This is a genomic window from Pseudomonas parafulva (genome assembly GCF_002021815.1).
GTDB classification, from domain to species: Bacteria; Pseudomonadota; Gammaproteobacteria; order Pseudomonadales; family Pseudomonadaceae; genus Aquipseudomonas; species Aquipseudomonas parafulva_B.
Genome location: NZ_CP019952.1, coordinates 4,421,530 through 4,434,703, shown reverse-complemented (window position 1 = coordinate 4,434,703; position 13,174 = coordinate 4,421,530). Strand labels below are relative to the sequence as shown.

Genomic DNA, 13,174 nt, shown 5'->3' with positions numbered 1-13,174 from the left:
GGTATCACAGCCCTTCGAGCATCGCCTTGTTGCGCACGGCACCTTTGTCGGCACTGGTCGCCAACAGGGCGTAGGCCTTCAAGGCTGTCGTCACCTTGCGCGGGCGTACCTCAGCCGGTTTCCAGCCCTTCTTGTCCTGCTCGGCGCGGCGCTCGGCCAGCTCGTCATCGCTCACCAGCAGGTTGATCGAGCGGTTGGGGATATCGATCAGGACTTTGTCGCCGTCGCGCACCAGGCCGATGGCGCCGCCTGCTGCCGCTTCCGGCGAGGCATGACCGATGGACAGGCCCGAGGTGCCTCCCGAGAATCGGCCGTCGGTGAGCAGGGCGCACGCCTTGCCCAGGCCCTTGGACTTGAGGTACGACGTGGGATACAGCATTTCCTGCATGCCCGGGCCACCTTTCGGGCCTTCGTAGCGGATGATCACGATGTCGCCGGCCTTCACTTCGTCGGCGAGGATGCCACGCACGGCGCTGTCCTGGCTTTCGAAGATCTTGGCCGTGCCTTCGAACACGTGGATCGATTCGTCGACACCGGCGGTTTTCACCACGCAGCCGTCCAGGGCAATGTTGCCGTACAGCACGGCCAAACCACCTTCTTGTGAATACGCGTGCTCGAAGCTGCGGATGCAGCCGTTCTCGCGGTCGTCATCCAGGGTTTCCCAACGCGTCGACTGGCTGAACGCGGTCTGGGTCGGGATGCCGGCTGGGCCAGCCTTGAAGAAGGTATGCACTTCCTCGTCGTCGGTCTGGGTGATGTCCCACTTGGCGATGGCTTCTTCCATGCTGCGGCTATGCACGGTGGGCAGGTCGGTGTGCAGCAGGCCGCCACGGGCCAGCGAGCCCAGGATGCTGAAGATACCGCCGGCGCGGTGCACGTCCTCCATGTGGTACTTCTGGATGTTGGGCGCCACCTTGCACAGCTGCGGCACCTTGCGCGACAGACGATCGATGTCGCGCAGGTCGAATGCCACTTCGCCTTCCTGCGCCGCAGCCAGCAGGTGCAGGATGGTGTTGGTCGACCCCCCCATGGCGATGTCCAGCATCATGGCGTTCTCGAACGCCTTGAAGTTGGCGATGCTGCGCGGCAGGACCGATGCGTCGTTCTCGCCGTAGTACCGCTTGCACAGCTCGACGATGGTGCGGCCGGCCGTCAGGAACAACTGCTCGCGGTCCGAGTGGGTGGCCAGGGTGGAACCGTTGCCCGGTAGGGCCAGGCCCAAGGCCTCGGTCAGGCAGTTCATCGAGTTGGCGGTGAACATGCCAGAGCACGAGCCGCAGGTAGGGCAGGCGCTGCGCTCGTATTCGGCGACCTTTTCATCGGAGGCCGTGCTGTCGGCGGCGATGACCATGGCGTCGACCAAGTCCAGGCCATGGCTGGCCAGCTTGGTCTTGCCGGCTTCCATCGGGCCGCCGGAGACGAAGATCACCGGAATGTTCAGGCGCAAGGCGGCCATCAGCATGCCGGGGGTGATCTTGTCGCAGTTGGAGATGCAGACGATGGCATCGGCACAGTGCGCGTTGACCATGTACTCCACCGCGTCGGCGATGATTTCACGGCTGGGCAGCGAGTACAGCATGCCGTCGTGACCCATGGCGATGCCGTCATCGACCGCGATGGTGTTGAATTCCTTGGCCACGCCACCGGCGCGCTCGATCTCGCGAGCGACCAGCTGGCCCAGATCCTTGAGGTGCACATGGCCCGGCACGAACTGGGTGAAGGAGTTGGCAATGGCGATGATCGGCTTCTTGAAGTCTTCGTCCTTCATGCCGGTGGCACGCCACAGGGCGCGTGCACCTGCCATGTTGCGGCCGTGGGTGGAAGTCTTGGAACGGTAATCAGGCATGAAACACTCCTGGCGGCTTAATCAGGTCACAGAAAGGGGAGTGAGCTTCTCTTGTCCTCTGTACCGCAGGCCGGTTGCCACTGGCACGGATGGGGCCGAAGACCGCGCGGGATCGCCGCGTGCTTGGCCAGAGCTCATAAACCCGCCGGGGGATGACTGGCGATGAATAGCCCGATTCTACACCGCTGGCGCCGGGAAGGCATGACGATGTGCCCGAGCGGCGGTTTTGGGCGAAAAACCGAAGTTGTAGGAACCGTCTGAAACGATCCGTGTGAGGCTGACCTGCGCCTGACTTGCCATTATCATTCGGCCGCCGCATGTGCGGCTTGACGAGATAACCCTCAATGGACCTTCCCAGTTACCGGTTCGTCACGAACTGCAACCTGGCACTGAGCGCGCCGCCGCCAGGGCTGCCGAGGGCTTGAGTCTGCGAGGCTGAAGCCTGCAGGCGCCTGGTCGGCGCCTGGAGAACTTCATGCAAAACCCTATCGATAAAACCATCGCTGTTGGTGCCGTCGACGCTGCGCTCGACGCGCAACGGCGGCAAACCACCGAAAGCTTCCACAAAGGCGCCTCCATCACCAATACCATCGGTGACCTGCGGCACGCGACCCTCGGATTGCTGTACCGCAAGCGGGTGTTGTGGCTGGTGCTGCTGGTGTTCGGCAACCTGTTCTCAGGGGCAGGCATCGCGGCCTTCGAAGAAACCATTGCCGCGCATATCGCCCTGGTGTTCTTTCTGCCACTGCTGGTCGACAGCGGCGGCAATGCAGGCTCCCAGTCGGCAACCCTCATGGTCAGGGGCCTGGCCACAGGCGAAGTCACGCTGAGCGACTGGGGGCGAATGCTGGGGCGCGAATTTGGCGTCGCGCTGCTGCTGGGCTGCACCATGGCGGTAGCCGTGGCATCGCTTGGGCTGTTGCGTGGCGGCCCGCAGATCGCCTTGATCGTGGCCAGCAGCATGGTGGTGATCGTGCTGGTCGGCAGCCTGATCGGCATGAGCCTGCCGTTTCTGCTGAGCCGGCTCAAGCTGGACCCCGCCACGGCCAGCGGGCCATTGATCACGTCCATTGCCGACGCAGCAGGCGTGTTGGTGTACTTCGGTATCGCGACCCAGGTGCTTGAACTCTGAAACGATCGGGGGCCACCCAGGCCCCCGTCATGGCTCAGCTGTTGGGCAGTAACCGGCAGGTGATGCTCTTGATGTAGCGGGTTTCGCCAATCGCCGGGTGCACCGGATGGTCAGGGCCCTGACCACCGCGCTCGAGCAGCTGCATGTTGCGGTCCAGGTGACGGGCACTGGTCAGCAGGATGTTGTGCAGATCGTCTTCGGGCAGGTGCATCGAGCAAGAAGCACTGACCAGAATGCCATCCTTGTTCAGCATGCGCATGGCCTGCTCGTTGAGCCTGCGGTAAGCCGCCTCGCCGTTCTTCAGGTCTTTCTTGCGCTTGATGAAGGCGGGCGGGTCGGCAATGATCACGTCGAAGCGCTCCTCGGCTGCCTTGAGTTCGCGCAAGGCTTCGAAGACGTCGCCCTCGACGCAGGTCAGCTTCTCACCAATACCGTTGAGCGCGGCGTTGCGCTCAACGCCATCCAGGGCAAAGCCCGATGCATCGACGCAGAACACTTCGCTGGCGCCGAAGGCACCCGCCTGCACACCCCAACCGCCGATGTAGCTGAACAGGTCGAGTACGCGCTTGCCCTGAACATAGGGGGCCAAGCGTGCACGGTTCATGCGGTGGTCATAGAACCAGCCGGTTTTCTGGCCTTCACGGACCGGGGCTTCGAAACGAACACCGTTTTCTTCCAGCGGAACCCAATCCGGGACTTCACCGTAAACGGTTTCGACATAGCGCTGCAGGCCTTCGGCATCACGGGCCGCCGAATCGTTCTTGAACAGGATGCCGCTTGGCTTGAGCACCTGGACCAGCGCCGCGATCACCTCATCCTTGTGCGCTTCCATGGTTGCCGATGCCAGTTGCACCACCAGGATGTCGAAGAAGCGATCGACGACCAGCCCCGGCAGCCAATCGGAATCGCCATAGACGAGGCGATAGCATGGCTTGTCGAACAGGCGCTCGCGCAGTGACAAGGCCACGTTCAGGCGGTGCACCAGCAGTGACTTGTCCAGTGGCAGCTTGACGTCGCGTGACAGCAAGCGGGCGCAGATCAGGTTATTGGGGCTCAGGGCAACGATGCCCAGTGGCTTGCCGTTGGCGGCTTCGAGCACGGCTTGCTGGCCGGCCTGCAAGCCTTGCAGCGGGGTGGTGGCAACGTCTACCTCGTTGCTGTAGACCCACAGATGGCCTGCGCGCAGGCGGCGGTCGGCATTGGCTTTGAGGCGAAGGCTGGGCAGGGACATGACGTCGCTCCGGAAAAAAGAGCGGGAGTATAACCCCTACCCAACCTTAATGCTGAGCGCCAGCTGTCAGGACGACAGGGCCTGGATCAGTGCCTTGTTGAAGGCAGGGATGTCATCGGGCTGCCGGCTGCTGATCAGGTTCCCGTCAACCACTACTTCTTCGTCGACCCACTCGGCGCCAGCGTTGCGCAGGTCATCCTGCAGGGTCTTGAAGCTGGTCATGCGCTTGCCCTGGGTCAAGCCGCTCGAAATCAGCAACCAGCCGCCGTGGCAGATCACGGCAATCGGTTTGCCGGCCGCGTCATGGCTTTTGACGATTTTCTGCGCGCCTTCAACCAGGCGGATGGTGTCCGAGTTCTGTACGCCGCCTGGCAGGACCACGGCATCGTAGAGTTCGCTGGCGCTGTCGAAGGTGCCGTCGACCTTGAATTCGTCCGCGGGCTCGTCGTGGTTCCAGCCGCGCACCGTGCCTTGCTTCTCGCTCAGCACGTGCACCTGGGCGCCCGCCTGCTGCAGGGCGTCACGCGGGCCTGTCAATTCCACCTGCTCGAAGCCATCAGTCACCAGGATAGCCACGCGCTTGCCGTTCAGTTCAGTACCCATGGGCCTTGCTCCTTTACTTGATGAATATGAGAAACAGGCCCACCCGCGCTCATGAAAGTTCAAGTTCACTGATCCAGCGGTTAGTTCTGTGGGGTGCATCGCGGTAGAATCGGCAGTCCCATACGAGTGTGCACGCATGTCCCAAGAACTCACCGCCGAACAGATCCAGCAAGCCTTGCAAGGCATCACCATTCCGCCGCAGCCGCAGATCATGGTCGATTTGCAGTTCGAGCAGTACATGCCTGACCCGGACCTGGAAACCATCGCCAAACTGATCGCTCAGGACCCCGGGTTGTCGGGGGCCTTGCTCAAGCTGGTCAACTCGGCGCACTTTGGCCTGTCCAACAAGATTGGCTCGATCCAGCGTGCGGTGAATTTGCTGGGTAGTCGTTCGATCATCAACCTGATCAACGCGCAGTCGATCAAGGGTGAAATGAGCGATGAAACCATCGTCACCCTTAACCGGTTCTGGGATACCGCGCAGGATGTGGCAATGACCTGTCTGACGCTGGCCAAGCGCACGGGTATCCAGCCCGCCGACGAAGCCTATACCCTCGGGCTGTTCCACGATTGCGGCGTTCCGCTGATGCTCAAGCGCTTCCCCACGTACATGGATGTGCTCGAAGAGGCCTATGCAAAAACCAACGAGCAGACCCGCGTGGTGGACACCGAGAACCGCGCCTTCAACACCAATCATGCCGTCGTCGGCTATTTCACGGCCAAGTCCTGGCGCCTGCCCGAACACCTGACCGGCGCCATCGCCAACCACCACAACGCGCTGGCAGTGTTTCGCGATGACAGCGCCCGCAACAACCAAAGCCAGATGAAAAACCTGTTGGCGGTGCTCAAGATGGCCGAGCACATCTGTGCCTCCTACCGGGTATTGGGCAACCAGACGGTGGATCAGGAATGGAACGTAGTGGGGCCGCTGGTGCTCGATTACATAGGCTTGTCGGAATACGACTTCGATAACCTCAAACAGAACATCCGAGAACTAGGTGGGCACTGATACATGCCTGAGTTACCCGAGGTAGAGACCACCCGGCGCGGCATTGCACCGCATGTCGAAGGTCAGCGCGTCAGCCGCGTGGTCGTGCGTGACCGCCGCTTGCGCTGGCCGATCCCGGAGGACCTGGACGTGCGGCTCTCCGGGCAACGCATCGTCACGGTCGAACGCCGGGCCAAGTACCTGCTGATCAATGCCGAAGTAGGGACCCTGATCAGCCACTTGGGCATGTCGGGCAATCTACGGCTGGTGGAGGCGGGCTTGCCGGCTGGCAAGCACGAGCACGTGGACATCGAGCTCGAATCCGGTCTGATGCTGCGCTACACCGACCCGCGCCGCTTTGGCGCCATGCTCTGGAGCCAGGACCCGCTCAATCATGCGTTGCTGCTGCGACTTGGCCCCGAGCCACTGACCGACCTGTTTGACGGTGAGCGACTGTTCCAGCTGTCCCGCGGTCGGTCGATGGCGGTCAAGCCCTTCATCATGGACAACGCCGTGGTCGTTGGCGTAGGCAACATCTATGCGACCGAAGCGCTGTTCGCTGCCGGCATCGATCCGCGCCGCGCGGCCGGTGGCATTTCGCGGGCGCGTTACCTGAAGCTGGCCATCGAGATCAAGCGCGTGCTGGCGGCGGCCATCGAGCTGGGCGGCACCACGCTGCGCGATTTCATCGGCGGTGACGGCCAGCCAGGGTATTTCCAGCAGACACTGTTCGCCTACGGGCGCGGCGGCTTGCCCTGCAAGGTATGTAGCACCGAACTACGGGATGTGAAGCTGGGTCAACGCGCCAGCGTGTTCTGCCCGCGCTGCCAGCGCTGAGGCCTTGCGCGCTTCGGGATGATCGCCACGGAGGAGCAAGGCGCGGGCATGCCGATGGCCGGCAGCGTCAGGCCTTGCCGGTGATCTTCAGGTACTTGGCCATCAGCTGCTCTTGGCTTTCCGGGTGCGCCTCATCCAGCGGGATGCAGTCGACCGGGCAGACCTGTTGGCACTGCGGCTCGTCGTAATGACCCACGCACTGGGTGCACAGGTTGGGGTCGATCACGTAGATCTCTTCGCCTTGGGAGATGGCCTCGTTGGGGCACTCGGGTTCGCAGACGTCGCAGTTGATGCAATCGTCGGTGATGATCAGGGACATGGGGGCTCCGGCCGGGGCTCAACGCCCGGGCATGTTCAACGCAATGGGCACAATTGTGCCGCATTCGCGCCTGCAGTGCACGCAGGCGCGACGATCTGGAACAGCGGCTTTATTTCTTGAAGCGCTCAGTCAGCGCATCGGCCACGGCCGGGTGCACAAATTTGCTGATATCGCCCCCCAGTGCGGCGATTTCGCGAACCAGGGTCGACGAGATGAACGAGTACCGCTCTGACGGCGTAAGAAACAGGCTCTCGACGTCGGGGGCCAGTTGACGGTTCATGTTCGCCAGCTGGAACTCGTATTCGAAGTCCGACACTGCACGCAAACCACGAAGGAACACATTGGCACCTTGCTCCTTGGCGAAATGCGCCAGCAGCGAGGAAAAGCCGATGACTTCGACATTGGGCAGGTGCCTGGTGACCTCACGGGCCAGCTCCACGCGTTGTTCCAGCGGGAACAAAGGGTTTTTCTTGGGGCTGGCGGCCACTGCAATGATCACGGTGTCGAACAGCCGCGAGGCGCGCTCGACCAGATCGCCATGGCCTTTGGTAATGGGGTCGAAAGTACCCGGGTACAACACTCGGTTCATCGCGTCATCCTGGCTGGAGTGCGTTGGGGAGTCGGATGGTAGCGCAGCGACTGCGCCCGGCCAAGTCATGCGGCCGGCCAAGGCACTATACTTTGGGCCAGCCGATGGTGCGAGGCCGCAGCGCTTGGGTACCGTGCAACACCTCGGCAATACCTCGTACCATGGCGGTTTTCACTGCTCCGTATACAGGAAGCTGGACATGGCCCGGCCCATCAAGACCCGCGAGAGAATCGTCCAGAGCAGCCTCGAGCTGTTCAATCAGTCGGGCGAGCGCAGCGTCAGCACCAACCATATCGCGGCGCATCTGGGCATCTCACCCGGCAATCTGTATTACCACTTCCCCAACAAGCAGGCGATTATTGCGGTTTTGTTCGGCCATTACGAAGCGCACGTAGACAGCTTTCTGCGCCCGCCGCAGGGGCGCCCGCTGGCGGTGCAGGACAAGCGGTTCTACCTGCAGGCACTGCTGGCTGCGATGTGGAACTACCGTTTTCTGCACCGCGATCTGGAGCATCTGCTGGGCAGCGATGCTGAGCTGGCAGCCCGTTATCGACGCTTCTCCGCACGCTGCATGCGTCAGGGCAAGGCCATTTACCGCGGTTTCGTCGAGGCGGGTATCCTGGCGATGAACCCCGCGCAGCAGGAGTCGCTGACCATCAACGCCTGGATCGTGCTCACCTCATGGGTGCGCTTTCTCAGCACGACCCGGGAGCATGCAGCGCACCTGGGTGAAGAAGCGTTCAAGCGGGGCGTGTATCAAGTGCTGGCCCTTGAGCTGGGGTTCGTCACCGAGCCTGCGCGCAATGCGGTGCAAGCCTTGTGCCGCGAGTTTCACGTACCGTTCATTCAGGCGCTTGAGCACTAGCGCCAGGGCCTGGGATTACATCGATCAGGAGATTGTCATGTCACTTGCGCAGTTGATCACCCCGCAGCAGTTGGCTGAGCGGCTGGATTCACCAAACCTTGTCATTCTCGACTGTCGCTTCGCCCTTGAGGATGTGGATTACGGTCAGCGCAGTTACGCCCTGGGTCATATCGAAGGGGCGCACTTTGCCGACCTTGAACGAGACTTCAGCGGCTCGGTCAGCAAGGGAGTGACAGGGCGTCACCCGCTGCCCGATCCAGAAAAGCTGGTAGCCCGCCTGCGCGAATGGGGCGTGGATAACGAGAGCGAAGTGGTGCTGTACGACGACGGTACCGGCGCCTATGCCGCGCGAGGTTGGTGGCTGCTGGCCTGGCTGGGCAAACGCAGTGGCGTTGCCCTCCTGGACGGCGGCCTGACCGCCTGGCACGCCGCGCACCTGCCATTGAGCCTGGACCCCCCGGCCCGGCGCGAAGGCAACTTCAGCGGCCAGCCCGATGATGCGATGTTGATCGATGCCGATGGCCTGGATCAGCGCCTGGACAGCGCAGACCTGACCCTGCTGGATGCGCGCGCATTGCCACGTTTTCGTGGCGACATGGAACCCATCGACCCAGTGGCAGGGCATATCCCTGGAGCACGCTGCGCCGCTTTCACCGAAAACCTTGGCAGCGATGGCCGTTTTCTGCCGCCCGAGCAACTCAGACAACGTTTCGAGCAGCAACTGCAGGGGCGTGCGCCTGAGCAACTGGTTGCGTACTGTGGTTCGGGGGTAACGGCGTGTCATAACCTGTTCGCGTTGGCGTTGGCAGGCTACCCGCTCGGCAAACTGTATGCAGGCTCATGGAGTGAATGGATCACCCGCCCTGAGCATGCAGTGGCAACGGGCGATCAGTAAGCCGTCCTCTGCATACCTTCGCGCAACCACTGCGGAATCCGGCGCTCCAGGTAATAGCCCGGTTTTCGCAGGCTGCCGTCGACGAACCCGACGTGGCCGCCATGGGCGTGCAACTCCAGCTCGGTCCCCGGGGCCAGCTCGTTTGCCGTTGGTAAGCTCAGGGGCGAGACGAAGGGGTCGTCGCTGGCCTGGATGATCAGGGTCCGGGTACGGTTCTGACCCAGGTAGAAGCCACTTGAAGCGCGGCGATAATAGTCGTGCACATCCTGAAAACCATTCAGCGGTGCAGTGACCTTGGCGTCGAAATCCCAGAACGTGCGCAAGCCGCGCAGTGGCCCGAGCTGCTCCAGCTTCGCCAGACGTTCTGGGTGGCCTTGGTCTTTGAACAAGCGCTGCTTGATCTGCACGTAGGCGAGCATTTCGCGCATGAAATGTGCCTGGTACACCTTCGAAAACCCTAGGCCGATACGATCGGCACACTGGTCCAGGCGAAAAGGCACGGAGACGGCAACTGCTGCCTGCAACTGGCTGTCGTCACCCTGTTCGCCCAGGTATTTAAGCAGGACATTGCCTCCCAGGGAGTAGCCGACCGCGGACAGGGGGGCCAGGGGCCTTTTGGCGCGCAAGTGGCTGATGATTTCAGCCAGATCCTCGCTGGCGCCAGAGTGGTAGCTGCGCGGCAGCAGGTTCGGCTCCCCAGAACAGCCCCGCCAGTTCGCTGCAACGCTGGCCCAGCCCAGTGCGTGCAGCGCCTGTTGCAGGCCTTTGACATAGGGTGAGCCCGATGACCCCGTCAACCCATGAAGCACTAGCACCAGCGGCGCATGGGGCTGGTGCGGGCCATGCCAGTCGAGGTCGATGAAATCCCCGTCCGCCAGCCAGATGCGTTCGCGGTCGCGTTGCAGCACTGGGATTTTGCGCCAGAGGGGACCCCACAATGTTTGCAGGTGGGGGTTGGAAAGGCCTTTGGCAGGATGAAACAGGGCGCTGGAGCTTGGCATGCTGGGTAACTCGTGATGTGCCCGGCTAGAGTGCCATGAAACAGCGCCTGTATCAGCTCTCACTGACTCGCCTGTGCTCCTGCTCGCCTATCGCTGTGCTGGCTCCGGCGTAGGCAAGGGGGACTGCTCGGCGTCGGGGCCGAGGGTGACGAATACCTGAGGTGCGTTGCGCCACCACACCTGCGCTACTTCACGAAGGTGGGCAGGGGTCAATGAAGCAAGCCTGTCCAGATGGGTGGTCAGGTAATCGGCGGGCAGGCCCTGATGACTGTGCGTGGCCAATGTCGCTGCCAGCTTTGCGCTGTCGGCCAGTTCCCGGTGCAGCCGAGCAGCGATCTGGTTAACGGCCATGTCGCACTCCACCTGAGTTGGTCCAAGTTCATGGAGGCAATCCAGCATGCCTGCGACAAGGGCATGTGAAGCTTCCCGGTATTGCGGGGCGACGTCCCAGTGTACGTGCAACAGTGCTCCCGCATCCAAGTGCCTCAGTTTGGTAGTGACCGTGTAGGTCAGCCCTCGCACATGGCGCAGTTCCTGAGGCAAGCGCGCCTCGTAGTTGCCGCCAAGAATCTCGGTCAGCAACTCCAGTGCAGCATAGACCGGGGCGTTGGGTAGCACGGGGATGGCCAGGGTCAGCATTGCCTGAGTTGCACTGCCAGGGTGCGCAATATGGCGTGACAGAGGCGACTGCTCACCTAACATGGACGGTGGTTGCGATGCCCACTGCTGCGGCAAATCACGTATCAGGTCATTGACCAGCTGTTCCGCCTCGTCTCGGCTCAGGTCGCCAACCAGTCCTATAGCGAGGTTACTGGCCGAGTAAGCCTTTGCATGAAAGGCCCGCACCTGATCAGTGGTCAAGGGGCCGATGATTGCTGCATCGGCGTGCGAAGCGTACGGATGGCCGCTGAATACATGACCGGTGGTCGTATTGATCAGGCGTGCCAGCGGATTGAGGTTTTGCCGGCCTTGGTAGAGCGCTATTCGATCACGTATCTTCGCCACGTCCTCTGCGCGAAACGCTGGGCGGGCCAGCATCTGCGCCAGCGTTTGCGAAACAGCTCGCAGCAAGCCGGGTGTGCTTAGGCACCTTAGCGTGATCGTGGCTTTGTCTTCGCTCAACGAGCGTCCCACGATGGCGCCCCTTGCAGCCATGTGCTCGGCAAACTGCGCCGCACTGAGGGTTTCGGTACCCTGATCAAGGCTGTAGAGCGTCAGCGCAGCCAGCCCTGGGTGATCGCCATCAAGAGCGCTACCTGCCCGGAATCGCAGCACCAGATCAATCATGGGCCGATCGTGCGCAGCTATGAAACTGACCTTCGTACCTTGCGCCGTCTCCCATCGCTCAGCCGTGGCCAGGAGGGCAGGAGGCTGGTCGAGCTCGACCGTTTGGGTCGAGGTCAGCCTTGCCATCGCTTGACGCGCAGCATCGATGGCAGGCCCCTGGCACAGCACAGGTGCTGCTTGGCGTATCTGATCGTCGGTCATGCTTGCGCTCCTGGTAAAAGAGAGGTGGTGGTCAGCCGCTCACGGCCCAGATAAGTGCGCGCTACCTGCTGCACCTGAGCGCTATCGATGATCGAGATCAGGCGCGCATGTTCGTCGATCAGGGTTGCTGGCTGCCCTGTCGCGGCCATGGCGCCGATTTGTGAGGCTTGGGCAATTGGGCTGTCGAGAGAGAAAAGCTGGCGGGCGAGCAATCGCAGTTTTATCCGCTGCAACTGCTCGTCGGACAAGGCTTCGGTATGCAGGCGTGCTATCTGCTTGTAGATAGCATCAGCAGCTTGTTCGAGGGTCGCATTCAGCGTGTTCACATAGGCTGAGAAGGTGATTACGGTGTCGCCACGTACGAGGAGGTCGTAGGTTGCGGCAACGCCTGTCAGCAGACCCCGGCCCCTGACAAGTTCGGCATACAACCAAGCGCTGGAGCCCTCGGCCAGTACTTCACAGATCAGTTCGAGGGTCTTGCTCGTGAGTGCATTGATGGCTGTGGCACAGCTGGGGACGTTGAAGGACATCAACAGACCATGGCTAAGCCCCGGCAAGCTGACGGTCTGGCTGCGTTCAGCCAATGGCGCGTCTGAGCGAGGAAAAGGCGAGTCTGTCAGCTGGCCGCGCTCCACGTGCGCAAAGTACCTTTCGACCTGCTGTTTCAACGTTTCCAGTTCTACGTTGCCCACCACGACGAGCGTGGCGTTGTTAGGCCGGTAATGGGTGATGTACCACTGCCGCAGCGTTGGAAGGTCGATGTTCTGTAGATCCACCGGCGAGCCGAAGCTTGGGGTGGCATAAGGGCTGCTGCCGTGTGCCAAAGCCAAGTGACGGTCGTAGGCTTGCTGGACGGGCTGGGCGTCTACCTTCAGGCGTCGTTCGTCAGCGATTGCCTTGGCGCCTCGTGCCAACTCGGGCAACCCGAATGTGGCTGTGGTCATGGCATCTGCCAACAGTTCGAGCGCAACGGGCAGGCGCGATGCAGGCAGCAGCATGTCGAAAGAGGTGGCGTCGAGGTGAGTACTGGCATTGGCCTGTCCCGCAAGGCGGGCAACGACTTTGGCGTACTGCCCAGGCTCCAGCTTGCGGCTGCCTTCGAATATGACGTGTTCGAGCAAGTGCGAGAGGTTGGTCTGCCCTGCCGGCTCATGGCGGGTACCGACGTTGTACCAGAGCTGGACGGCGGCGAGGGCATTTCGGCTCTGCTGCCTTAGGTAGACGGACAGACCGTTTTCAAGCGTGAAATGCTGGAGAGGGGAGGGGCTGGCGCTTGTAAGAGAGGCAAGCGCCGCCGAGACATCATCGGCCAGTGAAGGCGCAGAGAGTGATACGGTCATGCTGAGGTGCTCGGGTGGCTAGAGACCCGAGCAGCATCAG

Annotated in this window: 13 protein-coding genes; 5 read left to right on the top strand and 8 right to left on the bottom strand. The window is 62.0% G+C overall.

What is annotated here, in order from left to right; all coding sequences use genetic code 11:
- Positions 1–4: 4 nt before the first annotated feature.
- Complete coding sequence (gene ilvD, locus B2J77_RS20010; protein ID WP_078479285.1) at positions 5–1,846, bottom strand: dihydroxy-acid dehydratase; 1,842 nt, start codon at positions 1,844–1,846, stop codon at positions 5–7.
- 475 nt (positions 1,847–2,321) lie between these two features.
- Between ilvD and B2J77_RS20005 the strand changes: the two genes are divergently transcribed.
- Positions 2,322–2,978: a magnesium transporter gene (locus tag B2J77_RS20005; protein WP_078479284.1), complete on the top strand. Its 657-nt coding sequence runs from the start codon at positions 2,322–2,324 to the stop codon at positions 2,976–2,978.
- 34 nt (positions 2,979–3,012) lie between these two features.
- Here B2J77_RS20005 and B2J77_RS20000 read toward each other — a convergent pair whose 3' ends face one another.
- Both B2J77_RS20000 and B2J77_RS19995 read right to left on the bottom strand, forming a co-directional pair.
- Complete coding sequence (locus B2J77_RS20000; protein ID WP_058638144.1) at positions 3,013–4,209, bottom strand: class I SAM-dependent rRNA methyltransferase; 1,197 nt, start codon at positions 4,207–4,209, stop codon at positions 3,013–3,015.
- Between the two features lie 66 nt (positions 4,210–4,275).
- Positions 4,276–4,812, bottom strand: coding sequence for a type 1 glutamine amidotransferase domain-containing protein (locus B2J77_RS19995; RefSeq protein ID WP_058638143.1), 537 nt, complete (start codon positions 4,810–4,812; stop codon positions 4,276–4,278).
- A gap of 190 nt (positions 4,813–5,002) precedes the next feature.
- Between B2J77_RS19995 and B2J77_RS19990 the strand changes: the two genes are divergently transcribed.
- Both B2J77_RS19990 and mutM read left to right on the top strand, forming a co-directional pair.
- A complete protein-coding gene (locus B2J77_RS19990) occupies positions 5,003–5,821 on the top strand; it encodes an HDOD domain-containing protein (RefSeq protein WP_178091246.1) in 819 nt (272 codons plus the stop codon).
- 3 nt (positions 5,822–5,824) lie between these two features.
- On the top strand, positions 5,825–6,637 hold the full coding sequence (gene mutM / locus B2J77_RS19985; protein ID WP_058602884.1) for a bifunctional DNA-formamidopyrimidine glycosylase/DNA-(apurinic or apyrimidinic site) lyase: 813 nt from the start codon (positions 5,825–5,827) through the stop codon (positions 6,635–6,637).
- Between the two features lie 67 nt (positions 6,638–6,704).
- Here mutM and B2J77_RS19980 read toward each other — a convergent pair whose 3' ends face one another.
- Both B2J77_RS19980 and coaD read right to left on the bottom strand, forming a co-directional pair.
- Complete coding sequence (locus B2J77_RS19980) at positions 6,705–6,956, bottom strand: YfhL family 4Fe-4S dicluster ferredoxin (RefSeq protein ID WP_058602885.1); 252 nt, start codon at positions 6,954–6,956, stop codon at positions 6,705–6,707.
- A 109-nt stretch (positions 6,957–7,065) separates the two neighbouring features.
- Positions 7,066–7,545 carry a pantetheine-phosphate adenylyltransferase gene (gene coaD, locus B2J77_RS19975; protein WP_023532462.1) on the bottom strand — a complete coding sequence of 160 codons (480 nt, stop codon included), beginning with the start codon at positions 7,543–7,545 and terminating at the stop codon, positions 7,066–7,068.
- Positions 7,546–7,744: 199 nt separating this feature from the next.
- Between coaD and B2J77_RS19970 the strand changes: the two genes are divergently transcribed.
- A complete protein-coding gene (locus tag B2J77_RS19970; RefSeq protein WP_058638142.1) occupies positions 7,745–8,410 on the top strand; it encodes a TetR/AcrR family transcriptional regulator in 666 nt (221 codons plus the stop codon).
- A gap of 37 nt (positions 8,411–8,447) precedes the next feature.
- Positions 8,448–9,305: a sulfurtransferase gene (locus tag B2J77_RS19965; RefSeq protein WP_058638141.1), complete on the top strand. Its 858-nt coding sequence runs from the start codon at positions 8,448–8,450 to the stop codon at positions 9,303–9,305.
- Here the strand turns inward: B2J77_RS19965 and B2J77_RS19960 are convergent.
- The 3 genes from B2J77_RS19960 to B2J77_RS19950 all read right to left on the bottom strand — a co-directional run bounded on the left by B2J77_RS19960 (position 9,299) and on the right by B2J77_RS19950 (position 13,134).
- On the bottom strand, positions 9,299–10,306 hold the full coding sequence (locus B2J77_RS19960; RefSeq protein ID WP_058638140.1) for a hydrolase: 1,008 nt from the start codon (positions 10,304–10,306) through the stop codon (positions 9,299–9,301). The two genes, B2J77_RS19965 and B2J77_RS19960, sit on opposite strands and share 7 nt — an antisense overlap.
- Positions 10,307–10,393: 87 nt before the next feature.
- Positions 10,394–11,794: a M16 family metallopeptidase gene (locus B2J77_RS19955; protein WP_058638139.1), complete on the bottom strand. Its 1,401-nt coding sequence runs from the start codon at positions 11,792–11,794 to the stop codon at positions 10,394–10,396.
- Positions 11,791–13,134: a M16 family metallopeptidase gene (locus tag B2J77_RS19950; protein WP_058638138.1), complete on the bottom strand. Its 1,344-nt coding sequence runs from the start codon at positions 13,132–13,134 to the stop codon at positions 11,791–11,793. Before B2J77_RS19950 ends, B2J77_RS19955 begins: the two co-directional genes overlap by 4 nt.
- Positions 13,135–13,174: the final 40 nt, after the last annotated feature.

Excerpts from the sequence above, each read along its gene's own strand:
- ilvD (WP_078479285.1), bottom strand. The coding sequence starts at position 1,846 with ATGCCTGATTACCGTTCCAAGACTTCCACCCACGGCCGCAACATGGCA.
- B2J77_RS19995 (WP_058638143.1), bottom strand. The coding sequence starts at position 4,812 with ATGGGTACTGAACTGAACGGCAAGCGCGTGGCTATCCTGGTGACTGAT.
- B2J77_RS19955 (WP_058638139.1), bottom strand. The coding sequence starts at position 11,794 with ATGACCGACGATCAGATACGCCAAGCAGCACCTGTGCTGTGCCAGGGG.
- B2J77_RS20000 (WP_058638144.1), bottom strand. The coding sequence starts at position 4,209 with ATGTCCCTGCCCAGCCTTCGCCTCAAAGCCAATGCCGACCGCCGCCTG.
- B2J77_RS19960 (WP_058638140.1), bottom strand. The coding sequence starts at position 10,306 with ATGCCAAGCTCCAGCGCCCTGTTTCATCCTGCCAAAGGCCTTTCCAAC.
- B2J77_RS19980 (WP_058602885.1), bottom strand. The coding sequence starts at position 6,956 with ATGTCCCTGATCATCACCGACGATTGCATCAACTGCGACGTCTGCGAA.
- coaD (WP_023532462.1), bottom strand. The coding sequence starts at position 7,545 with ATGAACCGAGTGTTGTACCCGGGTACTTTCGACCCCATTACCAAAGGC.
- B2J77_RS20005 (WP_078479284.1), top strand. The coding sequence starts at position 2,322 with ATGCAAAACCCTATCGATAAAACCATCGCTGTTGGTGCCGTCGACGCT.
- B2J77_RS19965 (WP_058638141.1), top strand. The coding sequence starts at position 8,448 with ATGTCACTTGCGCAGTTGATCACCCCGCAGCAGTTGGCTGAGCGGCTG.
- B2J77_RS19970 (WP_058638142.1), top strand. The coding sequence starts at position 7,745 with ATGGCCCGGCCCATCAAGACCCGCGAGAGAATCGTCCAGAGCAGCCTC.
- mutM (WP_058602884.1), top strand. The coding sequence starts at position 5,825 with ATGCCTGAGTTACCCGAGGTAGAGACCACCCGGCGCGGCATTGCACCG.
- B2J77_RS19950 (WP_058638138.1), bottom strand. The coding sequence starts at position 13,134 with ATGACCGTATCACTCTCTGCGCCTTCACTGGCCGATGATGTCTCGGCG.